The sequence below is a fragment of the Mycolicibacterium fluoranthenivorans genome, assembly GCF_011758805.1.
GTDB lineage: Bacteria > Actinomycetota > Actinomycetes > Mycobacteriales > Mycobacteriaceae > Mycobacterium > Mycobacterium fluoranthenivorans.
The window spans coordinates 3,420,971-3,443,379 of sequence record NZ_JAANOW010000001.1 but is presented as its reverse complement, the minus strand read 5'-3'; the positions used below and the strand labels follow the sequence as shown (position 1 = coordinate 3,443,379).

Sequence of the window (22,409 nt, the reverse complement as noted above, 5' to 3'; positions counted from 1 at the left end):
ACGAAAATCGTGAACAGATTTGAGAACCTGTCTACTCGATGGGCGGGGCATCCGGGTGGCCGGGGCCCGCGCTGATCGTCGGCGTCAGCAGCGCCAGTTCCTCCGAGATCGCTGCTCCGGTCCGCGCTTTCCGGGAGAGTTCTCCCAGCGCGGCGACATACTTGTCAGCGTCGACCTCGGCCAACGGTGTGGTGGCGCCGTCCTCGGCGGCCCAGCAGCTGGTCACCATGAGATAGCCCAGGCTCTCGGCGGCGCTGACCGTCGCGGTGAGTTGCTGCGCCAGCGCGCGCTGGCCGGCGGTTCCGCCGAGTGCGGCGCCGTATGCGGCACCCAGGTCGAGGATGGCCCGTTGCAGGTCTCGTCGGGCCGCGCGCGCCGCCAGGGCGGCCGGGGTGTCGTCACACAGGTACCGCGCCACGGTCGCCACCTCAGCCAGGGTGTCGGCCACCGCCGCGCTGAGGCGGCCCGCTTCCTGGCGCGGCGCGGTGAACAGGTATACCGCGATGCCGATCGCGCAGCCGATCAGGGTGTCCAGGCCGCGGTCGACGATGACCGGGCCGACATCGACGGGGTGCGCCGCGGTGGAGGCGGTCAGTGCGGCGGCGGTGATGAACACACTGGCCAGCGTGTAGTTGCGGGTCACCAGGATCTCGATGACGAACTGCAGCGCGGCGACCACCAAGGCCAGCCACGGACCTTGCGGGTGTACCACCAGGACCGCGGCGGCCAGCGCCAACCCGATCCACGTGCCAACCAGCCGTTCGGTGCCGCGTCGCAGTGTCGCGGTGCGGTCGATACCGGTGTGCAGGACGAGCACCGCCGCCGCAATCGCCCAGTACACGTGCCCGACACCGGTGATCGCCGCCGTGGCGCCGGCCAGGGGAGCGGCCACCGCCACGCGCAACATCACCCGCCGGGTGTGCGCGCCGGGGGCGAGGGCCTGGCGCAGCAACTCCGGAATGGGGGGCGGACGCAGAGCGCGGCGGTCCCGGTCGCGGACCGCGATACCGGCAGGGTCCAGGTCCAGGCGTGCCACGGCCCGCACAGTGGCCGCGCATCCCGGTGGTACCGGCCGCGCCGTGTCTGCGGCACGCAGCGTGGTCGAGAAGAGTACGTGCAGAGCATGATTGGCGTCCCGCAGCCGGTCCAGCGTGCCACCGGGGCGCGCCGCCAGCGGCTGGTAGCTGACCAGCACGTTCCACGCCCGATACAAGGCGCTTGCCGCGCGGTCCCGCACAGCGGGGTCCTCGGGATGCTCGGCACAGGCCGCCACAGCATCTCCTGCCGCAGCCACCGCGGCCTTCTCCGGTCCGCGGAAATCGAGGAACGCCCCGGCCATCTGTGTGGTCCAGGCGAGCGCGCCGCCGGCGAGCACCAGTAATCCGATCTGCCACGGCGGAAGCTGCGATGCCGAAACCCCCACTCCCGCGGCGCAGACGATCACGAAGATGTAGGCACCGGGAGGGCCGACGGACAGGGCTGCGCACAACCACACCGCCGTCGCGGCGATGACCGATACGACGGTGACCGCCAACCATGGGATCGGGGCCACCCATGCGCCCAGCGTCACCGCGGCCGCGAGCGTCACCGCGATGACGGCCAGCTGTGTGCCGCGGTTGAGATACGGCCGGTCGCCACCGAAGCGGCAGGTGAACGCGCCGAGGGCGGCGATCAGGCCGGCACCGAGATCGCCGGTGGCCCAACCGATCAGGATGGGGACGGCGGCGCTGACAGCGGCCCGCACACCCATCGGCCAACGGGGCGGGGACGGCCGCATCCGGAACAGGGCGCCGAACCCCGGTCCGGCCGCGGATGAGGCGTCGGCGGGCACGGCTCACCCTAACTGCCGGTCAACGCGCAGACCGGACAACGCGGCGCGTCAGGACACCGCCCAGGCATCGGGCCGGCGGCCGTCGATATCGGTGAAACCGTATTCGGCGGCCAGGGCCGCCGAGGTGACCGACTGCTGATTCCACCGCTGCCGGGCCGGGTCGGCAGCGATCGCTGCAACGCCGCGGCCCACGAAACGGGGGGATTCGGACTGCGCGAAGCCGGGCGGTGCGGCCGGGTACCCGTCCCCGCGTTCGATGTCGAGGGCGTGCAGCCAATCGGCCTCGGAGACGCCGTAGGCATCCAGCATCATCTCCGAACGCAACCATCCCGGGGTGACCGCCACTGCGGTGGCGCCGAATTCCCGCAATTCGTGGCCCTGGCTGTAGGCGAGCCGATTCACCGCGACTTTGGCCAGGTCGTAGAACACCGACAGCCGGTAGTTCTCGGCATTGTATTCAACTGTGCCGTCGGTGATTTCGACGACGAGCCCACCGGGTCGGGCGACCAGCAGCGGCATCAGGCAGTGTGAGGTGATCAGGTGGGTGTCGATTCCCAGGCGCAGGATGCGCAGGCCGTCATCGAGGTCGTGCTCCCACATCGGTCTGCCCCATGTCGAGGGCGGGCCCTTGAGCACCTCGGCGCCCCAGATGTCATTGACCAGAATGTCGATGGCGCCGAATTCCGCATCGAGCCGCCGGGCCAGGCCCCGTACCTGCGCGGCATCGAGGTGGTCGACCTGGATGGCCAGCCCCGTCCCGCCCAGCTCGGTCACCAGTGCGGCGGTCTGTTCGATGGTCTCGGGACGCCGGTAATCGGAGCTTTCATTGCCGGTCGCACTGCTGCGTCCGGTGCAGATGACGGTGGCACCGGCCTCGCCGAGTCCGGCGGCGATACCGCGGCCGGCACCCCGGGTTGCGCCCGCGACGACCGCGACCCGGCCGCGCAACGAGCGAGGCGTCATCGCCTGAGTATCGCGCGTCGGTGCACGTGCTCGTGGCCTTTAAGGAACTGCGGGCATACTCGCGGAGGTGACTCCGATGCAGCGATACATCGCCGAAGAGATCGCCACCGACCACGTCGACGGGCTCATGTCGAGGCGCGAGGCACTGCGCAGGCTGGCGCTGCTCGGTATCGGTGTGGGCGCGGCGAGTGCGCTCATCGCCGCGTGCAGTGACAAGAAAGCGGCGACTCCGGCGACTCCGGCGGCCACGGCGGGCACCGGTACCTCGGCCGCCATCGCCCCGCCGCCGGGATCCGAGCACACCCTGCCCACCGCGCCGGTCAATTGGGCGGGCCCGCAGGGCGAACTCGAAGCGGCGTGGAGCGAGGCACCAGAGCCCAAGGGCGGTGTGCTGATCGTGCACGAGAACAAGGGCCTCAACGACTGGACACGATCGGTGGCCGGCCGGTTCGCGGGCAGTGGGTACTCGGCGCTGGCGATCGATCTGCTCTCGCCGCAGGGCGGTACCGGCAGCTTCGCCGATCCGGCCGCGGCCACCGCCGCCCTGGGCAAGATCCCGGCCGCAGACCTGGTGGCCAACCTCAAGTCGGGCGTCGACGAACTGGCCCGGCGGATGCCGGAGCGCAAACTGGCCGCGGTCGGGTTCTGCATGGGTGGCGGGCTGGTCTGGCAGTTGCTGGCCGGCGGCGAGCCGCGCTTGGCGGCCGCCGTACCGTTTTACGGCCCGGCCCCCGAGGGTGCTGATTTCGACGGCTCCAAAGGTGCTGCGGTACTTGGCTTCTACGGGGCCCTCGATGACCGGGTGAACGCGACCGAACCCATCGCCAGGGCGGCGCTGGAGAAGGCCGGTATGGTCCACGAACTGGTCACCGAACCCGATGCGAACCACGCGTTCTTCAACGACACCGGTGAGCGCTACAACGCGGTGGCCGCCGCCGACGCCTGGCAGCGGGTACAGGACTGGTTCTCCAAGTACCTCACCTGAACAGGTGCGTTCACACTCCGTTAACGGACGCGTCGAGTGGGCGTGTTCGTCCGCACATGGGCTGCCGATCTGATGGTGACATGCGGGTTGTCCAGGTCGCGAACTTCTATGGTCCACGGTCGGGGGGCCTGCGCACCGCGGTGGACAGGCTCGGCGCCGAATACTGCGCGGCCGGCCACGAGGTCTTCCTCGTCGTCCCGGGTTCGCGCCGCGACCGGCAGGTGCTGGCGTCGGGAGTGGTGCGGCTCTCGCTACCGGCCGCGCTCATTCCCTTCACCGGCGGCTACCGCGCGGTGCTGCCCGGTCCGGTGACCGCACTGTTGGAGGAACTGGCCCCGGATGCGCTGGAGGTGTCCGACCGGCTCACCCTGCGCTCGCTCGGACCGTGGGGTAGGCGGCACGGTGTCGCCACAGTGATGATCTCCCACGAACGGCTCGATCGCCTTGTCGGGCAAGTTCTTCCGAGCGGCGCGGCCCGGGGGGTGGCCGACTTCGCCAACCGTCGCACCGCGTCGAACTACGACGCCGTGGTGTGCACCACCGGATTCGCCCGCGCGGAGTTCGACCGGATCGGCGCCCGCAACGTCCTCACCGTCCCGCTCGGCGTCGACCTCGAGCAGTTCCATCCGTGCCGGCGCAGTGCGCAGGTGCGCAGTCAGTGGGCGGCGCCGCAGCAGACCCTGTTGGTGCACTGCGGCAGGCTGTCGGTGGAGAAGCATGCCCATCGAAGTATCGATACGCTTGCGGCACTGTGTGATTCAGGGCTGGACGCCAGACTGGTGGTGGTGGGCGAGGGTCCGCTGCGAGCCCGGCTGCAACGCCAGGCGGCGGGATTGCCGGTCGATTTCACCGGGTATATCGGTTGTCGGGACACGGTGGCGGGCATCTTGGCGTCCGCCGACGTCGCACTGGCGCCTGGCCCGCACGAGACCTTCGGGCTCGCGGCGCTGGAGGCGTTGGCGTGTGGGACCCCGGCGGTCGTGTCGCGGACGTCGGCACTGGCCGAGATCCTCACCGACGAAAGCGGTGCCACCGCGGACAACGATCCGCATGCCCTCGCCGACGCGGTGGCCACCGTCATCAGCCGCCCGGAACTGCTGCGCCGGCACAGCGCGCGGCGCCGCGCCGAACAGTTCACCTGGCCGCGTTCGGCCGCGGGGATGCTCGACGCGCTGGGCGCGGCCGGCGGGTAGCTTTACCGCCATGTCAGCCGGCGGGCAGGAGCGTAGCGACCCGGGGAGTAGGACCGGCGGGCAGGAGCGTAGCGACCCGGGGATTAGGACCGGCGGGCGGGAGCGTAGCGACCCGGGGATCGACACCGGCGTCCCCGGTGTCGATGACACCGCACGTACCCGCACTCTGTGGTTCGCCCTGCTGCTCACCGTGACCAACGGGTTTCTGGACGCGCACACCTATTCCGTCCGCGGACACGTGTTCGCCAACGTGCAGACCGGCAATGTGATCTTCTTTGCACTCGACATCTCGCAACGGCACCTCGCCGCGGCGATGGCCCACGTGTGGCCGATCCTGGCGTTCATCACCGGAGTGTCGGTGGCGGCACATATCAAGTCCGGCCGCGCTGAACGTCACCTTCCGCATCCGCTGCGTTGGACGATGGGCGTCCAGGTGCTGGCGCTGGTGATCATCGGCTTCGTGCCGTCGTCGGTGCCGCACAGCTATGTCACCGTGCCGATCTCCTTCCTGGCCGCCGTGCAGATCGGGTTGTTCCGCAACATCGGCGACCTGGCCTACCTCCCGGTGGCCACCACCGGCAATCTGATGCGGTTCGTCGAGGCCGGCTATGACGGACTGGTCGACCACAAGCCCGGCGCCCTGAAGGCCTGGGGCATTTACGCGGCGCTGATCGGCGCGTTCGCCGCGGGTGCGGTCCTGGGCGCGGTGCTCAGCCGGGCCTGGGAGGTGCACGCCATCTGGGTGGCCGCCGGGATTCTCGCCGTCACCCTGGTGCTGTTCATTGTCGATCGCGATGCCTTGCAGTGACATACGATCCAGCTGTGAGACGTCGCGCTGCGTGTGTTCTGCCGCTCCTGGTCGGCGCGGGCTTGTGCGGTGTGGGCACTGCCACCGCTGCGCCCGCCCAACCGGGTTGCGCCTATACGCTCGCGCAGCCGGTGGTGACCCAGGTGTCGGGCACTCCCATGGTGACCACCACGGTCGCCGTCGCGGCCTGCCGCCAGAGCAACGCCATGTTGCAGGTGGCGTGCCTGGAACTCAAGGGTGCCGGCGCGGCGCCGCTGTGTGTGTCCAGCGAGGGCCCCGCCGCGGCCCAGGTCTTCTTCGCGCCGTATCGGCCCGGCGCGACCTACGTGGCCAGCGGCCGCGGATGCGCGGTGGCGGGCAGTCCCACGGTTTCGGTGTGCAATGCCGTCGGGCCGGTGACCGTCACGTTGTGATGCGTGAGATCCGGCAGGTCGACCGGCTCCCACCGGTATCCGGATCCGCGGACGGTCCGCAGCGCCCGGGCGTAGCCGCCGAGTTTGGTGCGCAGCCGGCGGACATGGATGTCCACCGTGCGGGCCGACATCTGCGGGTCCCGCCACACCTGCGCCATTAGCTCGCTGCGCGAAACGGGCTGTCCGTGCCGCTCGGCCAGATGCTGCAGCAGCTCGAACTCCCTGCGGGTCAGCCGTAGCCGGACGCCGCCCACCCAGGGGTCATTGCGCCCGATGACCAGACCGGCCGGGGGTGTGACCGTGACGGGCGGACCGGACCGGACGGTGCTGATCTGGGCGGGCCGCACCCGCACTCCCGGTACCGATCGCGCGATGATCCGGCCGTACTCGTCGGCCAGTTGCGCCGTGCGCCTCGGAAGTTCGACGAAGCCGGCGGGCACCTCGAAGGTCAGTACCACCGGCACCGTGCCCACACCCTCGGGCGACGGGGAGTCGACTTGGTACATCGTGCCAATGTGTCCGCCGGCGCGGCGATCGCGACAGGGTTTGGCTCGCCGTGTTCCCAACTCAGAACGCGGCGATCACCTGGCCGGCGTAGGCCGTGGTGATGAAGTCCCGGGTCGCGGCGCTGTTCAGCGCGGCCGCGAGCACTTGGATATCGGGGTGCCGAACCCCGTCGGCCGCCGCCACCAGGTACTCGGCGTAGGCCGGGTTGGCGTGCACATCGGCGACCGAGGCCAGCGCACCCGGGCGGCCCGTGCACTCGATCAGACCCAGGCCGTCCAGCATCCGCAGGGACCGGTCGGCGTTGACGGGGTCGGACGGCACCGGGACCACCGGCACCAGCGCGCTGCCGGTGCGCTGGTTGAACTCCTCGAGGAACGGGAGATACTGAAAGTAGTTGGCGTGCAACCGGCCTGCTGCCAACCTGTCGTTGGGCTCATCGGTGGGCGCGCTGGTGTTGATCCTGACGAACCTGGAGGGGCTGGCCACCTCGAACGCGCTGGGCTGGGGCATCGTCGGGCTGCTGGCGGTGTCGTTCCTCGTCGGCGCGGTGGTGGGCCGTCGGGTCGGCTGCCAGCGGATACATCTGAGCGGGTAACACCGCCGCGGCGACCGCCGATACTGTTGGTAGGAATGGCGGCCGATCGGCAGTGACCTGCTCCGCCTTCGATCTGCCTGTCGCCGGTGTGCCGTCTTCCTGGCCAGGTGCACACAACACGGTGGGGAGAGCACGGTGAAGGTAGCAAAGATCGTGGCAAGCGCCATGATCGTCAGCAGCCTGGGATTGGGAGGTGCCACCCTCGGGGGTGCGGTGGCGTCGGCGCAACCCGGCAACGGAAATGGCAACGGGCACGGGAACGGGCACGGCAATGACTGTCGTCCATGGTGCAACGGACCGGGGTTCGACAATCACTGGGACAAGGGCGTGTGGTGGGCCGACAACCGACACGACTGGTGGGACGACCGCCAGGGCCCGCCGCCCTGGGGTTGGGGCCCGCCGCCCGCGTTCCAGTGGAACGGCGGCCCGCTCCCGCAGACGGTGAACTACTGGGGCTACCAGGCGAACCCGGTATGGGACAACGGGTTCCATCAATGGGGGATCTGGCTGTTCGGGTTGTGGATCCCGATCTTCGGGGTGGGTTTCAACTGAGCCGGAAGCGGGATGGGGGACAACACCTCATCCCGGCCCGGGCGCAGCGGTCTCCGATTCGGGGAGGTCGTGGCGGACCACCCGAACGCGTCCGTGCGGTAGGCATGCGGCATAGCCGTGGTACTTCCCGTACAACTCCCATGAGGTGTGCTGGTCGTCGCTGCGGACATCGATACCCTGCCCACCGGAGAACCGCAGGTGCAGGCTGCCGTCGTCGTCCCATTCGGCGTGCGTACAGGTGGTGCCGGCGAAGTCGAAGAGCGGCTTCTGCTCCCGCCGCACCGCCATCGGGTCGATCGAGAACACTTCACGCGTTTCCCCCGCGATCGGGGGCACCGTCAGCTCCATCGGCGCGGAGATGACGAGTTCGTTGTAATGATCCAGGTTGAGCACCAGACCGTCGCGGAACATGATCCGTTGCAGGACGTGCCCCTGGATCCACTGTTCGGTCATCTTCTCACTGTGAGCGCGTGGCCGGCCCTGCACAAGAGGCCAGGGATGCACGGAACCCGTCGGGGATGGGGCGCTTGGTCCAGTCGTCGGTCGATACCACCACGTAGGTGTTGCGGCCGTGCACCGCGGCATGTTCGGCCTCGCCGGCCCCGTGGCGCAACACGGTGAATGCGAGGGTGAAACTGGTGGTGCCGATCTGCTCGCACTCCACGGTGATCCGCACCGAGTCGCGCCAGCGCACCGAGGCCAGGTAGTCGATCTCGCTGTGCACCACTTTGAAATCGAAGCCTGCGGCCATCAGTTCCTCGTAGTGCACCGGGAGAAGGTCCAGGTACGCCGTGCACGCCTCGTCGAACCAGGTCAGATAGTGGCCGTTGAACACCACACCCTGCTGGTCGACCTCCGCGTAGCGGGGCACGATCGGAAACGAGAACGGCCGGTCGGTCGGTGCACTCACCCGCTCACCTTGCCTGAGACGATGACGCCATGGAAGCGTGGTCGCCGATGACCACTCCCACCCTTGTGACACTCGAGGACATCCGCGCCGCGGCACGGCGGTTACACGGCGGCATCGTGCGCACACCGCTGGTCCCTGCGCAGTGGGGCGACCCCGCCCGTCCGTTGTGGATCAAGCCGGAGAGTCTGCAGGTGATCGGCGCCTTCAAGGTGCGGGGTGCCCTCAACGCCGTCGGTCGTATCGACGAGTCAGTCAGGTCGCGCGGCGTGGTGGCCTATTCGAGCGGTAACCATGCGCAGGCCGTGGCCTATGCTGCAGCGACCTTCGGGATCACCGCGCAGATCGTGATGCCTCGGGAGACGCCGGATATCAAGGTACGCAAGACCCGTGCGTACGGCGCCGAGGTGGTGTTGTGCGATGCGGGACAACGGGAGACGGTGGCCGCCGAACTCGTCGAGCGCACCGGGGCGACGCTCGTCCCGCCGTTCGACCACCCCGATGTCATCGCCGGGCAGGGCACCATCGGTCTGGAGATCGCCGAGGATCTGCCCGATGTCGCCAATGTGCTCGTCCCGGTCAGTGGGGGCGGCCTCGCCTCGGGGATCGGCACGGCGGTCAAAGCGCTGTGCCCGCGCGCGCAGATCTTCGGAGTCGAGCCCGAACTCGCCGCGGACACCGCGGCCGGGCTGCAGGCCGGGCACCGCGTGTCGATGCCGGTGGCCGACCGGAACCGGACCATCGCCGACGGATTGCGGTCGGAACCCTCGGCGCTGACCTTCGCGCATCTGCAACAGGTGCTGTCTGGGGTGCTCACCGTGACCGAGGACGAAATCCGTTCGGCGGTCCGGGAGTTGACGTTCAAGGCGCAGCTGGTCAGCGAGCCGAGCGGCGCGGTCGCACTCGCTGCCTACCGTCGGCACCCCTTACCGCCGGGACCCACGGTGATCATCCTGTCCGGCGGCAATGTCGAGCCGGCGCTGCTGCGGGATATCCTGTTCGATCAGTCAGCCGCCGAAGACCAACGGCACTGACACGTCGCAGCCCCGCTGCAGGCAGTGGGTCCACGCATCTTGTGCGGCAACCGCTTTCAGTCGGCGTCGGGTACCGTTCCAGCCGCACGAACAGCGCGCCGTGGAGTGTCCGATCCCGCGGCGGCACACCGTGGTCAACCCGTGCGCGTGCACGTCGACGGTCGGGTCGTGAAGCAGGGATATGCTCATCGGCACCTCCTTGGGCCGGACGGGATCCGTGACTCGATTCTCCCGCAGCGCAGCGCCGAAACCGTTCTGTGCAAGGTCACGAGTTCGCAGAGATCAGGTGGAGTGGCCGTAACCCTCTTTGCGGAGCGACGGGGAATACGTCTCAGTGCACGCCGTCCATCTGCCGGCTGATCCACGGCGACACGGTGAACACGACGACCCCGACGACGATCGCCACGATGCCGAGGATCCCGAAGTAGGCCACTTCGCGAGACGGGTCGTAGTACTTGGCCAGCACTCCCGACATCGAGGTGCCCAGTCCCACGGAGAAGAAGTACAGCGCCATCATCTGTGCGCGGAACGCATCCGGTGCCAGCTTGGTGGTGACCGACAACCCGATCGGGGACAGCAGCAGCTCGGACACCGCGAACACCCCCAGGATCACGGCGATCAGCAGGGCGGGTACCGCCTCGATCCCGGCCAGCGGCACGAAACACAGGAACGCCACACCCATGCCGATGACGCCGTAGCTGAACTTGCGCGGCGTGGTCGGTGCACGGTTGCCCAGTTTGGTCCACAGCACCGCGAACACCGGCGACAGCAGGATGATCCACACGGGTTCGATCGAGCCGATCCAGTTCGACGGCGCCGTCCACCCGAAGATCGACCAATTCATCCGCTCGTCGGAGTACACCGCGAGCACTGTGAAGATCTGCTGGAACAGCGACCAGAACACCGCGTTGGCGATGAAGAGCGGGATGAACGACCGCACCCGCACCCTTTCCGGTCCGGTTACCTTGGAGCTGGTGAGCATGATGGCGAAATAGGCGCCCGAGGCCACGACGATCACACCGGTGGTGACCTGAGACAGGTTGGCAAGCGTCACCAGTTTCAGCGCGATCGCCGCGGCGACGACGACGATGACGGCCACGAAGACCCCGGCGGTCTTGGCGATCGCTTTGCGGGGCAACGGGTTCGGGACATTCCGGCCGTGTCCGTCGAGATTGCGGCGGAACACCACGTACTGCGTCAGACCCAGCGCCATCCCGATGGCGGCGGCGCCGAAGCCGTAGTGGAAGCCGATCCTGGTCTGCAGCAGTCCGGTGATCAGCGGACCGGCGAACGCGCCGAGGTTAATGCCGAGGTAGAACAGTGTGAACCCGCCGTCGGCCCGGGCATCGCCCTTCTCGTAGAGCGTGCCGAGCAGTGACGACGCATTGGCTTTCAACGCCCCGGAACCCAGCGCGACCAGAACCAGGCCCGCGCCGACACCGCTCAGTCCCGGCAGCACCGCCAGTGCGATGTGGCCGAGCATCACGACGACCCCGCCGTAGAAGACGGTGCGTTCCATCCCCAGCAGGCGGTCGGCGATCCAGCCGCCCAGCACCGTCGACAGATAGACCAGCCCGCCGTATGCGCCGACCATGCCGGTGGCGGTGGCCTTTGACAGGCCCAAGCCGCCTTCTGCGGCGGTGTAGTAGAGGTAGTAGCCGAGGATGGTGAGCATCCCGTAGAACGAGAACCGTTCCCACAACTCGACGCCGAACAGATTCGTCAGCCCGATCGGGTGTCCGAAGATGGTTCGGGTGCCCGGCGCCGGCAGTTCTCGCTGTCCCGTCATGTCGTCACCCTGCCACGCGCGGTGTCGCCGGCACTGCCGTTCGGTCACGTGTGTCGCCCGGCGGTATTCGCTGGGCAAAGGACCAACCGGGTGCTGATAACCGCAGAGGTGGCTACGGGCAAATGCACACTCGGGAGCGATCGGGTTTGGGCTGGGCCGAAGGTGGGCCACGGAGGTAGTCTCAGCCCGATAACGAGACGATGACAGCATCGACTCGGCGCGGTCGCCTTGCTCTGTGGCCGTCTCGGTCCGAAGGGGTACATGTGGACGCGGTGCTCGGCTTGTCGATGACACCTACGGCACTGGGTCTGGTGGTCGTGGGTGGGGATGAGGCACTCGAGGACGGTGCCGCCCGGGATGCGTTCTCGCTGAGTGTCGACGGCTCGACGGACGTGCGGGAAGCCACCGAACAGGTGACGGCGGCCGTCGAGGCGATCTCGGCGGCGCGCGGACACCGGCTCAAGTCCATCGGTGTGACCTGGAGCGACGAGGCCGGGGCCGACGCATCCATGCTGATGGACTCGCTGAGTGAGAGCGGATTCGGCAATGTCGTGCCCATCCGCCTGCCTGAAGCCACCGAGGCGCTGGCCCGCGGCACGGCCGAGGTGATCGGCTACCGGACCACCGCGGTGTGCGTCGTCGAGCCCGACACCGTGATCGCGCTGATCGTGCACACCGATGACGGTGCTGTGCAGACGGCGATCAATCACGGGATCGACAGTGACGAGTCCCTCATCCGCTGGTTGAGCACCGTCTTCACGCGCGCCGACTGGCAGCCCGAAGCCCTGGTGCTGGTGGGGTCGTCCGGTGGTTTCGAGTCGGTGCTGCCGCGCCTGGAGGAGGCATTGTCGGTCCCGGTTTTCGCCCCCGCCGAGGCGCAACTCGCGCTGGCTCGCGGTGCCGCGCTGGCCTCGTCATACAGCCTCTCCCAACCGTTCGACGAACTGGCGCTGCTGCCGGCGGGCGCCCGTCGGCACGCCGCACCCGCGCGCCGGGTATCGCCGGCCGGTGCGCTGACCGGTGTGCTGGCGGCCGGGGTGCTCACTTTCGTGGTGTCGGCGTCGGTCGCGCTCGCGGTCGCGCTTTCGCCGGAACAGACGGTGGCCGCACCGCGGCCGGTGGCCGCGTCTGCGGCGCTGCCCCCAGCGGTGGTGCCCGCGGCCGCACCGATGGCCGTGGTGGCCCCGGCCCCGCAGGCACCGCCCCCGGCGCCGGAACCGCAGGCGCCGGTCGACGTGAGCGCCGATGTGCCCGCGGCCGCTCCCGCCGATATCGCGGACACGGCGCCGCCGGTGGATGTGAACACCGCCGCCCCGCTCGAGGCCGCACCGTCGCAGCTGACCCCGGATGCCGCGGTTGCTGCCGCCGTGCCGCCGCAGGCGATCATTCCCGCGGCGCCGCCGCAGGTGATCGCCCCGCCCACCAAGAAGCCGCTGCTGGAGCGGATCCGTGACCGGCTTCGGATCGGCGGGGATAACGAAGCCCCGGCCCCGGTGATCCTCGCGCCGCAGGGCTGACCCGCGCGCCGCGCACCTGGCTAACATTCGTCCCGCCAGAAACGAACTACGATGTAGTCCACTATCGCCGTTCTGGTTCGCCGGGGAGGATTGGGAGCTTGCGCAGAGTATTTCGGTATGTGCTCGTCATCGCCGGGATCGCCTTGATGGCGACAACCTCGGCCGGCGTGTCCGGTGCGGCGGTGGCTGGTACGTCCACCCACCTGGTGTCCGTTTCGCCCAAAGTTGGCGAAGTCGTCGGGGTGGCCTATCCGGTGACCCTGAGCTTCGACGGGCCCATGTCCGACCGCGACGCGATCGAACGCGGCATCAGGTTCTCGGTGGACACTGCGGCCGACCCTTCGCTCGCGCCGGCCAAGGTGCCCGCGGGATCCTTTGCCTGGCTGGATGATTCGACGGTGCGCTTCACGCCCAGTGACTACTGGCCGGCCCATTCGACCATCGCGATGTCGGTGGGCGGGTTCAAGACGACCTTCGAGACCGGCTCCCAGGTGGTCGGTGTCGCGGACATCAGTGCGCACACGTTCACCGTCAGCATCGACGGTCAGGTGGTCCGGGAGATGCCGGCCTCGATGGGTAAGCCCAAGCACCCCACACCCGTCGGTACGTTCACGGCGCTGGAAAAGCAGAACCCCGTCATCATGGACTCACGCACGATCGGCATTCCGCTGAGCGATCCCGAGGGCTACAAACTCACGGTCAACTACGCCGTGCGGGTCACCTGGGGTGGCGTGTACGTGCACTCCGCGCCCTGGTCGGTGGGCTCCCAGGGCAATTCCAATGTCAGCCATGGCTGCATCAACCTGAGTCCGGACAACGCGGCCTGGTACTACAACAACGTCAGCATCGGCGACCCGATCATCATTCAGGCCTGATCCGCCACACCGTGCAGGTTCTTGGCCGTCGGTGAGGTGGCGACGGTGGCCGGGTCGGGGTAGGTGCCCAACAACCGGTCGGCGGTGCCGCTGGTGGTGACGGTGAACCAGTAGTGCTCGTTCTTGAAGTGGTGTAGCCGGTGGTTGCGCCAGATGGCTCGGTACAGAGCGGTTTTCGGCTTGTAGTCGGTGTGGACGAGATAGTGGCACCACTCGTAGCCGAGGCCCAGGAGCGACAGCCAGACCAGGAAGGTCAGGCCGCGGCCGAGTCCGGCGCCGGTGGCGGGGATGAGCACGACGGCGAGGATCACCACCAGCGGAAGCACCCACAGCAGTGATTGCCACGGGATGAAAACCAGTGGGATGTCCCGTGGTTCGACGTGGTGCTCGCGGTGCTTGCGCGCCAGCAGGGGATCGACGGTGATACCGGCGAGGCGACGTGGCCGCCAGTGCAGGATGACCACATGGATGGCCCACTCTAGTAACGGGAACAGCGCCAGCATCACCAATGGAACGACGGCATCGTCGACTCCCCAGTGGCCGTACAGGATTCGTGTGGTCAGCGCGGCCAGCAGGGTCGCGCTGAGGACCCACGGGGAAGGGTGTCGGACGAACTCGCGTGCGGCGCCGGTGAGGGTGGGCCCGCGCCGGGTCGGGGTGGTGGTCATGACTGAGCCCCCGCTGCCTCCAGGGCTGCCAGCGCGTCGAGCAGTGCGGTGGTGGCCGGCTCAAGGAGTTCGTGGGCGGTCCGCGCTGCCGCCTCGGCATCGCCTGCGGTGACCGCCGACGCGACGGCCCGATAGGCGTCGGGTCGGCCGACCTCGGCGGCCATCAAGGTGGCCAGTGCCGGTAGCGCGGGCTCGTAGCTGGCGCGCAGGGTGTTGTACATCAACCGCAGTGCGATCGAGTCGGCACCGTCGACGAGGTGGTCCCAGAAGGTCAGCGCGTGGCGCTGTTGTTCGACGGGATCGGATTCGGCGGTCAGGGCCGCGATCGCGTCATCGAGCAGCCCCCGCAGTTCGGGCCGGTGCCGGGTGGCGGCCAGTTCGGCCACTTTCGGACCGTTGTGCAGGCGGGTCTCCAGGATGGACCGCACGACCGCCGGATCGAGTTCCCCGTCGCGCAGCAGCAGGCGGGGGAGCAGGTCCAGACCGGCATGCTTGCGGAAGTCGCGCACCGTGGTGGCGTCGCCCTGGCGGATCTCCACCAAGCCCGCGGCGGTCAGCTGTTTGAGTGCCTCCCGCACGGCCGGCCGGGACACACCGAGCACTTCGGCCAGGCGACGTTCACTGGGCAGCGTGTCACCTGGCTGCATCTCGCCGCTGAGGACATCGGCGATGATCTGGTCGAACACGTCCTCGGAGACCGACCGGCGGTTGATGGGTTGTAATGCCATGGCCTGAGCATCACAGGTAAGCGGTCAGAGGTCAAGTGGTAATACCAGTTGTCGTCAGCGCAGGGCTTCAGCCGTGGACTCGTCGGCGGGCAGGAATGCCTCGATGCTGAGCTCGGCGGCGGTCAGGTCGAGCGCGGTGCCGAAGGTGGTCACCGTACTCAGGAATGTCAGCACCGCACCGTCGTCACCGTCGAGTTCCAGTGGGACGACCACCCCGCCGAGATCGGGTGCGCCGGAATCCCCGCCCGGATACGACTCGATCTCGGCCAGCAGGGTCGCCGACTCCGCCGATCCGCTGACCGCCGCCTCGCGCCGCAACCGGCCGATGACGTGGTGGCGCCACTGGGCCAGGTTGCGGATACGCGGTGCCAGTCCGTCGGGGTGCAGCGAGATCCGTAGCGCATTGGGGCGTTCCATCAGGTGCGCTGCCACGCCTTCGAGTAGCAGTGCGGTTCCGGCGTTGACTTGTAGCACATTCCAGCCGCGATCCACCGCGAGGCAGGGAAACGGGTTGTAGGCGGCCAGAACTCGTTTGACACCGGAACGCACCGCTGACATCCCGGGATCGTCGAGGGTGCGTTCGGTGTAGACCGGCGCCAGCCCGGCCGCCAGCAGCAGTTGGTTCTGCTCACGCGCGGGCACGTCGAGTGCCGCGGCGAGTTTGAGCACCATGGACCTGCTCGGTGCCGCCCGGCCCGTCTCGATGAAGCTCACGTGCCGGGCCGATACGTCGGCCTCCAGGGCGAGGTCGAGCTGGCTGAGTCGGCGACGCTGCCGCCAGGTCCGCATCAGCGTGCCGAACGGCGGATTCTGCGCGTGGGCGGTGGTCACGACTGTCAGTGTCGGCCAACCAGCCGCGCCGCACCATTACCTGCGCGGTAATTGCCGCACTTACCTCCGGCGGTCACGCTGAGGGCATGACCGAGAAGACCGTCCCACGCTGGCTGCGGTTCGTCCTGCGGTGCGATCGTGCCGGGTCGTCCTGGTACATCGGTACCGGTTTCTTCTTCGCGCCCGCGCTGGCCGTGGTGTCGCCGTGGCCGGCGCTCACGTCGGTGCTGTGGGTCGTCATCGCCCTGGCCGGCCTGTGGCTCGGGTTGCTCGGCATCGCGATGGCGGCCGGGCTCTCGATCGTGCTGCGCTCGGATATCGAACTCGGAGAGGACTATTGGCGCTCGATCATCGACTATCCCGACGTCGCGACCACTCTCATCCGCCGCCACGCTGGACCGGGGCTGTCAGATCAAGTTACTGATCAGTAGGATTGGTGGGCAACAGGCGGGAGCTGGAGTGATCGAACCGAAGTTCGTCGAGATCCATGGCATGCGGCAGGCCGTGCTGGACGTGGGCGAGGGCGAGGAAGTCCTGCTGCTGATCCACGGGATGGCGGGCAGTGCCCAGACCTGGCGCGCAGTGCTGCCTCAACTGGCCAAGAAGTACCGGGTGATCGCGCCCGATCTCATCGGTCACGGTCAGTCGTCCAAGCCGCGCACCGACTATTCACTCGGCGCCTTCGCGGTGGGGTTGCGCGATCTGCTCGACGAACTCGGGGTGGCTTCGGCGACGGTGGTCGGACATTCCCTGGGTGGCGGTGTCGCGATGCAGTTTCTCTACCAGCATCCCGAATACTGTCGCCGGCTGGTGCTGATCAGCAGTGGGGGACTGGGCCCGGATGTGGGCTGGATCCTGCGGTTGCTGGCGGCGCCGGGGGCCGAGTTCGTGATGCCGGTGATCGCGCCCGCCCCGGTGCTGCGCGCGGGGAATGCGGCCAGGTCGTGGTTCAGTTCGATGGGACTGCGCTCGCCGCGCGGCGCCGAGATCTGGAACGCGTATTCGTCGTTCGCCGACCGCGGCACCCGGGAGGCGTTCATCCGCACCCTGCGATCGGTCGTCGACTACCGCGGCCAGTCCGTCAGTGCCTTGAATCGATTGAACCTGCGCGAGGGGCTACCCGTCCTCGCCATCTGGGGCGAGAAGGACGACATCATCCCGGTCGATCACGCCTACTCGGCGTTGCAGGCCAGGCCCGACTGCCGGCTCGAAATCCTGCCCGATGTCGGGCATTTCGCGCAGGTGGAGGCGCCCGAGGTGGTGGTGGACCTCATCGATGAACTCATCTCCACGACGGACCCGGCCGTATTCGAACGCTGACGCTCAGGTACGCACCGCCTGCTTGGCTGACCCCGAGTAGTCGACCTGCCAGTGTTTGATGCCGTTGAGCCAGCCCGAACGTAACCGTTCCGGCTTCGCCAGCGAGGTCAGGTCGGGCATTGCGTCGGCGATGGCGTTGAACATCAGATCGATCGTCATCCGGGCCAGATTGGCCCCGATACAGAAGTGGGCGCCGGTCCCGCCGAAGCCGACATGGGGGTTCGGGTCGCGCAGGATGTTGAACCGCAGCGGTTCCTCGAAAACCTCTTCGTCGAAATTGGCCGAGCGGTAGAACATCACCACCCGCTGGCCTTTTTTGATCGGCACGCCGGCCAACTCGGTGTCGACGAGTGCGGTGCGCTGGAACGAGGTGACAGGTGTCGCCCAGCGGACGATCTCGTCTGCCGCGGTACCCGGCCGGTCCCGTTTGAACAGCTCCCACTGGTCCGGGAAATCGGTGAACGCCATCATGCCCTGGGTGATCGAGTTGCGCGTCGTCTCGTTCCCGGCGACCGCGAGCAGGATGACGAAGAACCCGAACTCGTCATCGGAGAGCTTGTGCCCGTCGACATCGGCCTGGACGAGTTTGGTGACGAGGTCCTCGCCCGGATTCGCCGACCGCTCGGCGGCCATCTGCATGCCGTAGGTGATGAGCTCCACCGACGCGCTGATCGCGTCGTTGTTCGCGAACTCCGGATCCATGTCGCCCACCATCTGGTTGGACCAGTGGAACAGCTTCATCCGGTCCTCCTGCGGCACACCCATCAGCCCGGCGATGGCGTGCAGCGGTAGCTCACAGGACACCTGCTCGACGAAGTCGCCCTTGCCCTCGGCGGCGGCCGCGGCCACGATCTGGCGGGCCCGTTCGGCCAGATCGGCACGCAGTTGCTCCACCGCGCGCGGTGTGAAGGCACGCGACACGATCTTGCGCAGATGGGTGTGGTGCGGGGCATCCATGTTCAGCAGGACGAACTTGCCGGTGTCGATCTGGGCCTGCACGGTGCCGTCCTTGTACCGCGGCAGTGCCGTCTTCTCCAGACTGGAGAAGACATCGCTGCGCCGGGAGACCTCCTTGACGTCCTTGTGTTTGGTCACCACCCAGTAGCCGCCGTCGCCGAACCCGCCGACACCGTCGGGCTGCTCGTTCCACCAGACCGGCGCCACCCGGCGCATCTCGGCGAGCTCATCGACCGGCAGCCGGTCGGCGTAGATATCGGGATCGGTGAAATCAAACCCAGGCGGCAGATTCGGGCTCGGCATCGATGCACTCCCATGGCGACGGTAGGTAGCGGGTCCCCCTATGCGCATTGCACACCACAGGACGCCCCGGTGTCTCGGAGTCGGACAAGGTGGCACCCCCTGACACAACCGCAATTCTCAGCCGAATCCCCAAAGTCACAGGGGGCACAGGTGTAACAATTTCGGTACCCGGGGAGAACTACCCATAGACCAGTCCGGTCCGGCAGTGGGGAAGGGGGCATCGGTGGCGATCGATGTCGAGATGAAAATACTGACCGCGCTCGTCGGTGGCGTGGCGGCACTGTTGCTGGCCGCGCCGGCCGCGGCCGATCCCACAGACGCACCGCCGCAGCCGCCGGTGCCCGTCGCGGATGCGCAGGGCGCGTCGGGCGTGTCCGTCGATGGGGTGCCGCACCTGGCCAGCCCCGATGCCCTTCCGCCGGGTTCGACGATGGACCCGAGCGTGATGGCCGGCGCCGAGTCACCGCGCGTGAGCTACCTGCGGGATCTGTGGAACGCGGTGCAGAGCCGCGAGATCAGCGGTAAGGAGGCGCTGGTGCTGGGGCTCGCGCAGCGCGGTATGGACACTCCGAACCCGGCGACGGTACCCGGCCCGACTACGCCCGTCACCCCGGGCGACCCGGCCGCCGCGCCGGCTCCTGTCACGCCCTGACCGGTACCACGGCGTCGATCCGGGCCGGCACATGTTTGTGCCAGGGTGTCCCCGCATAGGCGTCGCGCCAGTCCGCCGAGGTCAGCGCGTTGGGTGCCACACCCGGCGCCACCGCTGAACCGTCGGCGGCGACGAAATCCAGACCGAACCCGTTGGGCAGCGCCGCATGCCCGGGCAGCATTGCGGCACTGACCTCCACCGATGCCTCCGCACTGCCGGCCGAGGTGGTGATCCTGGCCCGGTCGCCGTCGGCCAGTCCGAGCGCCTCGGCGTCCTGCACGCTGATGCGCAACGCTCCGTCGGCATCGCGCTTGCGCCAGCCCGGGTCGCGGAAGATGTCGTTGGCGGTGAACGCACGGCGCTCGCCGGCCGACAGGACGATGGGGAACTCGGCGCTGGTCAGCGGCGACGGGCCGGACGCGAGCGCTCTCAAATCCTCGAGCAGTTCGGGGATGGTCAGCGCGATCCTGCGATCGGCGTGGCTGATCAGGTCCCAGTCATCGGCGTACTGGTGCTTGGTGAAGGTCAGCCCGGAGGGGCTGGCCAGGATCGCGGTGAACAGCGCGTTGCCGTCGGCATGGCCGGCCCGGCGCACCGCCTCGGGATAGGTGAGCGCCGCTTTCTGCGCCAGCCCCCACAGGGCGGCGGCGCCGGCGAGACCGTCGGGCAGGGTGGGCCCGAGCGTTTCGTAGAGGACGTAGGGCAGCACCCGGCCCAACGCCGGATTCGCCCCGACGGCGGTGAAGAACGCCTGCGTGTAGGCATCCAGTCCCTCGGTGGCCGCCCGGCGTAACGGCTGCAGCTCGGCGTCGTCGACGACGCCCAGGGCGCGCACCAGCCGGGCCCAGATCTCCGGTTCGGGCAGCGTGCCGGGCGCCGGTTGCAGTAGCGGGTGACGAAGGTGAAAGGTGTTGTGCGGGAACTCCAGATTGAAGAACGTCGCCTCGGCCTTCTCGAACTGGCTGGCGGCAGGCAGCACGTAGTGCGCCAGCCGGGCGGTCTCGGTCATCGCGACATCGACGACGACGAGCAGCTCCAGCGCGGACAGCGCGTCGCGTACCGCGGCCGAGTCGGCGACGGAATGCGCCGGGTTGCTGCTCTCGACGATCATGGCCCGGAACCGGTCGGGGTGATCGGTCAGGATCTCCTGGGCCACCACATTCGAGGGCACCAACCCGGCGATGATCGGTGCGCCGGTGACCGGGGTGCGCCCGACGCCGCCGGTGCCGAACAGCGGCGCGAACGTCGAATGCAGGTGTTGTCCACCGCGTTTGCCGAAGTTGCCGGTCAGGATCCACAACATCTTGTTGAGGTAGGAGCACAAGGTGCTGTTGGGTGCCTGCTGGATACCGAGATCCTCGAACACCGACACGCTCGACGCGGCGGCGATCCGGCGCGCCGCGGCCCGCAGCAGGTCCGCGTCGACGCCACAGCGCGCCGCGAAGTCGTCCACATCGACTGCGCCCAGTGCCTCGCGCACCGGCTCAGTACCGGTGACGTGCTCCGCCAGAAAGGTTTCGTCGCACAGGTTTTCCTGCACCAGGACGGCGGCCAGCGCGGCCAGGCACCATGCGTCGGTGCCCGGGCGCACGCGAAGGTGGAAGTCGGCGAGCTTGGCGGTATCGGTGATCACTGGGTCGATGACGATCATCGCGCGGTCCGGATCCTTGGCGATGTCCTGCAGGACGGTGCGGGCCCGCGGGAAGCTCTGTGACATCCACGGGTTCTTCCCGACGAACACCGACACTTCGGCGTGCTCGAATTCGCCTCTGGTGTGCCCGCCGTAGAGCTGGCTGTCCACCCAGAACTCGCCGGTCTTCTCCTGCGCCAGCGCATTCGACCGATACCGCGCGCCAAGCGCTTTGAGGAATGCCCCGCTGTAGGCGCCGCCCAGGTGGTTACCCTGTCCGCCGCCGCCGTAGTAGAAGATCTTGTCCCCGCCCACGGTGTCGCGGATTCGGGCGAACCCTTCGGCGATCTCGGATATCGCCGTGTCCCAGTCGATCTCCTCGTAGCTGCCGTCAGGCCGGCGGCGCATCGGTGTGGTCAGCCTGGTCCGGTTGTTCTGATAGTGGTCCAGCCGCAGGGCTTTGTTGCATGTGTACCCCTGCGAGGCGGGATGGGATCTGTCGCCCCGGATCTTGGACAGGGTGCGGCCGTCCAGTTGCACCACGATGCCGCAGTTGCACTCACAGAGAATGCACGCGCTGGGGTGCCACTCGGCTGTGTCGGTCATGTCAGGCCTTTCGGTCGCCGGATGCGGCAGTCACGAGGGCGCGTAACTGCCGGTGGACGAGGTCGAGCGCGGTGCTGTCGCCGGTCGTGCGGGCCACCAGTACCGCACCCTCGATCGAGGTGGTGACCAGCATGGCGAGCTCGGCGGCATGGTCCGGCGACGCGCCGTCGGCTTGCAGAAGCTCATCGATGAGGCCGATCCACCTGGTGAACGCGGCGCCGGCGCGGGCGACGACATCGGTGCTGTCGGCTTCCACGGCCACCGCCACGACGGGGCAGCCGGCTCGGAACCCGCTGTCTGTCAGCTGGTTCCGGAAGTCCTCGACGAGGAGGTCGAGTGCCTCGAGAGCAGTGGTGGCTGACGATATCCGGCGCGCAATGTGCTCGGCCGCGAAGTCGACGGCCTCGCAGAGCAGTTGGGTACGTCCGCCGGGGAAGTGGTGATACGCCGAGCCGCGGGGCGCGCCGCTGTGTTCGAGCACATCGGAGATGGCGGTGGCATGCGCGCCGCGTTCGCGGATCAGCAGCGCCGCCGAGACGATCATGCGGTCACGTGGGCTGGCCATATCGCCGGGGTCCTTTCGGACGGTCGATTATGTAGAGCATCATACATAGAACGGCGGCAGGCAAGGGTCGGCGTCCGCCGATTTCTGCACGAGGGTCGTGGCGGCGCGGAAATCGCGACCGTGGCGCAGAAAACGGCGCACGACCCGTCCCGGAAATGCACGAATCCCGCCGGTCCGGGA

At 68.3% G+C, this 22,409-nt stretch carries 26 protein-coding genes; 12 read left to right on the top strand and 14 right to left on the bottom strand.

Annotation, left to right across the window (positions count from 1 at the left end; all coding sequences use genetic code 11):
- Positions 1-31: 31 nt before the first annotated feature.
- Positions 32-1,831, bottom strand: coding sequence for an FUSC family protein (locus tag FHU31_RS32060; protein ID WP_167160033.1), 1,800 nt, complete (start codon positions 1,829-1,831; stop codon positions 32-34).
- A 48-nt stretch (positions 1,832-1,879) separates the two neighbouring features.
- Positions 1,880-2,794, bottom strand: a complete 915-nt coding sequence (locus FHU31_RS16725) for an SDR family oxidoreductase (RefSeq protein WP_167160031.1) — start codon at positions 2,792-2,794, stop codon at positions 1,880-1,882.
- A gap of 67 nt (positions 2,795-2,861) precedes the next feature.
- On the opposite strand from FHU31_RS16725, the gene FHU31_RS16720 reads away from it, so the two are divergent.
- From FHU31_RS16720 to FHU31_RS16705, 4 genes are all read left to right on the top strand, one after another.
- Positions 2,862-3,779 carry a dienelactone hydrolase family protein gene (locus FHU31_RS16720; protein WP_167160029.1) on the top strand — a complete coding sequence of 306 codons (918 nt, stop codon included), beginning with the start codon at positions 2,862-2,864 and terminating at the stop codon, positions 3,777-3,779.
- A gap of 80 nt (positions 3,780-3,859) precedes the next feature.
- Entirely contained in the window at positions 3,860-4,972 is a 1,113-nt protein-coding gene (locus FHU31_RS16715; RefSeq protein ID WP_167160027.1) for a glycosyltransferase, read from the top strand.
- 10 nt (positions 4,973-4,982) lie between these two features.
- On the top strand, positions 4,983-5,780 hold the full coding sequence (locus tag FHU31_RS16710; protein WP_167160025.1) for a YoaK family protein: 798 nt from the start codon (positions 4,983-4,985) through the stop codon (positions 5,778-5,780).
- A gap of 14 nt (positions 5,781-5,794) precedes the next feature.
- Positions 5,795-6,193 (top strand): hypothetical protein, encoded by a 399-nt coding sequence (locus FHU31_RS16705; RefSeq protein WP_263987853.1) that lies wholly within the window; start codon positions 5,795-5,797, stop codon positions 6,191-6,193.
- Here FHU31_RS16705 and FHU31_RS16700 read toward each other — a convergent pair.
- Complete coding sequence (locus FHU31_RS16700; protein WP_167160023.1) at positions 6,103-6,699, bottom strand: helix-turn-helix domain-containing protein; 597 nt, start codon at positions 6,697-6,699, stop codon at positions 6,103-6,105. The genes FHU31_RS16705 and FHU31_RS16700 overlap by 91 nt on opposite strands.
- A 61-nt stretch (positions 6,700-6,760) precedes the next feature.
- Positions 6,761-7,105 carry a MetQ/NlpA family ABC transporter substrate-binding protein gene (locus FHU31_RS16695; RefSeq protein WP_234901205.1) on the bottom strand — a complete coding sequence of 115 codons (345 nt, stop codon included), beginning with the start codon at positions 7,103-7,105 and terminating at the stop codon, positions 6,761-6,763.
- Here FHU31_RS16695 and FHU31_RS31540 point away from each other — a divergent pair.
- Positions 7,095-7,295, top strand: coding sequence for a hypothetical protein (locus FHU31_RS31540; protein ID WP_234901204.1), 201 nt, complete (start codon positions 7,095-7,097; stop codon positions 7,293-7,295). The two genes, FHU31_RS16695 and FHU31_RS31540, sit on opposite strands and share 11 nt — an antisense overlap.
- A gap of 135 nt (positions 7,296-7,430) precedes the next feature.
- On the top strand, positions 7,431-7,847 hold the full coding sequence (locus tag FHU31_RS16690) for a hypothetical protein (protein WP_263987854.1): 417 nt from the start codon (positions 7,431-7,433) through the stop codon (positions 7,845-7,847).
- Between the two features lie 27 nt (positions 7,848-7,874).
- Here FHU31_RS16690 and FHU31_RS16685 read toward each other — a convergent pair whose 3' ends face one another.
- The gene (locus FHU31_RS16685; protein WP_167160019.1) at positions 7,875-8,300 is read right to left on the bottom strand and encodes a DUF6188 family protein; all 426 of its coding nucleotides are present in this window, start codon (positions 8,298-8,300) and stop codon (positions 7,875-7,877) included.
- A 4-nt stretch (positions 8,301-8,304) separates the two neighbouring features.
- The gene (locus FHU31_RS16680; protein ID WP_167160017.1) at positions 8,305-8,757 is read right to left on the bottom strand and encodes an acyl-CoA thioesterase; all 453 of its coding nucleotides are present in this window, start codon (positions 8,755-8,757) and stop codon (positions 8,305-8,307) included.
- Between the two features lie 47 nt (positions 8,758-8,804).
- Here FHU31_RS16680 and FHU31_RS16675 point away from each other — a divergent pair, with 47 nt between their 5' ends.
- The gene (locus tag FHU31_RS16675; RefSeq protein ID WP_167160015.1) at positions 8,805-9,788 is read left to right on the top strand and encodes a threonine ammonia-lyase; all 984 of its coding nucleotides are present in this window, start codon (positions 8,805-8,807) and stop codon (positions 9,786-9,788) included.
- Here FHU31_RS16675 and FHU31_RS16670 read toward each other — a convergent pair.
- On the bottom strand, positions 9,762-9,977 hold the full coding sequence (locus tag FHU31_RS16670) for a hypothetical protein (protein ID WP_167160013.1): 216 nt from the start codon (positions 9,975-9,977) through the stop codon (positions 9,762-9,764). The two genes, FHU31_RS16675 and FHU31_RS16670, sit on opposite strands and share 27 nt — an antisense overlap.
- Before the next feature lie 142 nt (positions 9,978-10,119).
- A complete protein-coding gene (locus tag FHU31_RS16665) occupies positions 10,120-11,577 on the bottom strand; it encodes a peptide MFS transporter (protein WP_167160011.1) in 1,458 nt (485 codons plus the stop codon).
- A 263-nt stretch (positions 11,578-11,840) separates the two neighbouring features.
- On the opposite strand from FHU31_RS16665, the gene FHU31_RS16660 reads away from it, so the two are divergent.
- Both FHU31_RS16660 and FHU31_RS16655 read left to right on the top strand, forming a co-directional pair.
- Positions 11,841-13,094, top strand: a complete 1,254-nt coding sequence (locus FHU31_RS16660) for a DUF7159 family protein (RefSeq protein ID WP_167160009.1) — start codon at positions 11,841-11,843, stop codon at positions 13,092-13,094.
- Between the two features lie 146 nt (positions 13,095-13,240).
- Positions 13,241-13,969 (top strand): L,D-transpeptidase, encoded by a 729-nt coding sequence (locus tag FHU31_RS16655; protein ID WP_167161099.1) that lies wholly within the window; start codon positions 13,241-13,243, stop codon positions 13,967-13,969.
- Here FHU31_RS16655 and FHU31_RS16650 read toward each other — a convergent pair.
- The 3 genes from FHU31_RS16650 to FHU31_RS16640 are packed head-to-tail and all read right to left on the bottom strand — an operon-like array spanning position 13,960 to position 16,154.
- Positions 13,960-14,637 carry a sterol desaturase family protein gene (locus FHU31_RS16650; protein WP_167160007.1) on the bottom strand — a complete coding sequence of 226 codons (678 nt, stop codon included), beginning with the start codon at positions 14,635-14,637 and terminating at the stop codon, positions 13,960-13,962. The genes FHU31_RS16655 and FHU31_RS16650 overlap by 10 nt on opposite strands.
- The gene (locus FHU31_RS16645) at positions 14,634-15,365 is read right to left on the bottom strand and encodes a FadR/GntR family transcriptional regulator (RefSeq protein ID WP_167160005.1); all 732 of its coding nucleotides are present in this window, start codon (positions 15,363-15,365) and stop codon (positions 14,634-14,636) included. The genes FHU31_RS16650 and FHU31_RS16645 overlap by 4 nt, the downstream gene beginning before the upstream one ends.
- 54 nt (positions 15,366-15,419) lie before the next feature.
- Positions 15,420-16,154: a helix-turn-helix domain-containing protein gene (locus FHU31_RS16640; RefSeq protein WP_208411061.1), complete on the bottom strand. Its 735-nt coding sequence runs from the start codon at positions 16,152-16,154 to the stop codon at positions 15,420-15,422.
- Positions 16,155-16,282: 128 nt separating this feature from the next.
- Here FHU31_RS16640 and FHU31_RS16635 point away from each other — a divergent pair, with 128 nt between their 5' ends.
- Both FHU31_RS16635 and FHU31_RS16630 read left to right on the top strand, forming a co-directional pair.
- Positions 16,283-16,627: a hypothetical protein gene (locus tag FHU31_RS16635; RefSeq protein WP_167160001.1), complete on the top strand. Its 345-nt coding sequence runs from the start codon at positions 16,283-16,285 to the stop codon at positions 16,625-16,627.
- 28 nt (positions 16,628-16,655) lie between these two features.
- On the top strand, positions 16,656-17,516 hold the full coding sequence (locus tag FHU31_RS16630) for an alpha/beta fold hydrolase (RefSeq protein WP_167159999.1): 861 nt from the start codon (positions 16,656-16,658) through the stop codon (positions 17,514-17,516).
- A gap of 3 nt (positions 17,517-17,519) precedes the next feature.
- Here the strand turns inward: FHU31_RS16630 and FHU31_RS16625 are convergent, their stop codons facing one another.
- Entirely contained in the window at positions 17,520-18,776 is a 1,257-nt protein-coding gene (locus FHU31_RS16625; RefSeq protein ID WP_167159997.1) for a cytochrome P450, read from the bottom strand.
- Positions 18,777-18,999: 223 nt separating this feature from the next.
- On the opposite strand from FHU31_RS16625, the gene FHU31_RS31240 reads away from it, so the two are divergent.
- The gene (locus tag FHU31_RS31240; protein WP_208410259.1) at positions 19,000-19,428 is read left to right on the top strand and encodes a hypothetical protein; all 429 of its coding nucleotides are present in this window, start codon (positions 19,000-19,002) and stop codon (positions 19,426-19,428) included.
- Here FHU31_RS31240 and FHU31_RS16615 read toward each other — a convergent pair.
- Positions 19,418-21,664, bottom strand: coding sequence for a molybdopterin-dependent oxidoreductase (locus tag FHU31_RS16615; protein WP_167159995.1), 2,247 nt, complete (start codon positions 21,662-21,664; stop codon positions 19,418-19,420). The two genes, FHU31_RS31240 and FHU31_RS16615, sit on opposite strands and share 11 nt — an antisense overlap.
- A 1-nt stretch (position 21,665) precedes the next feature.
- Positions 21,666-22,229, bottom strand: coding sequence for a TetR/AcrR family transcriptional regulator (locus tag FHU31_RS16610; RefSeq protein WP_167159993.1), 564 nt, complete (start codon positions 22,227-22,229; stop codon positions 21,666-21,668).
- Positions 22,230-22,409: the final 180 nt, after the last annotated feature.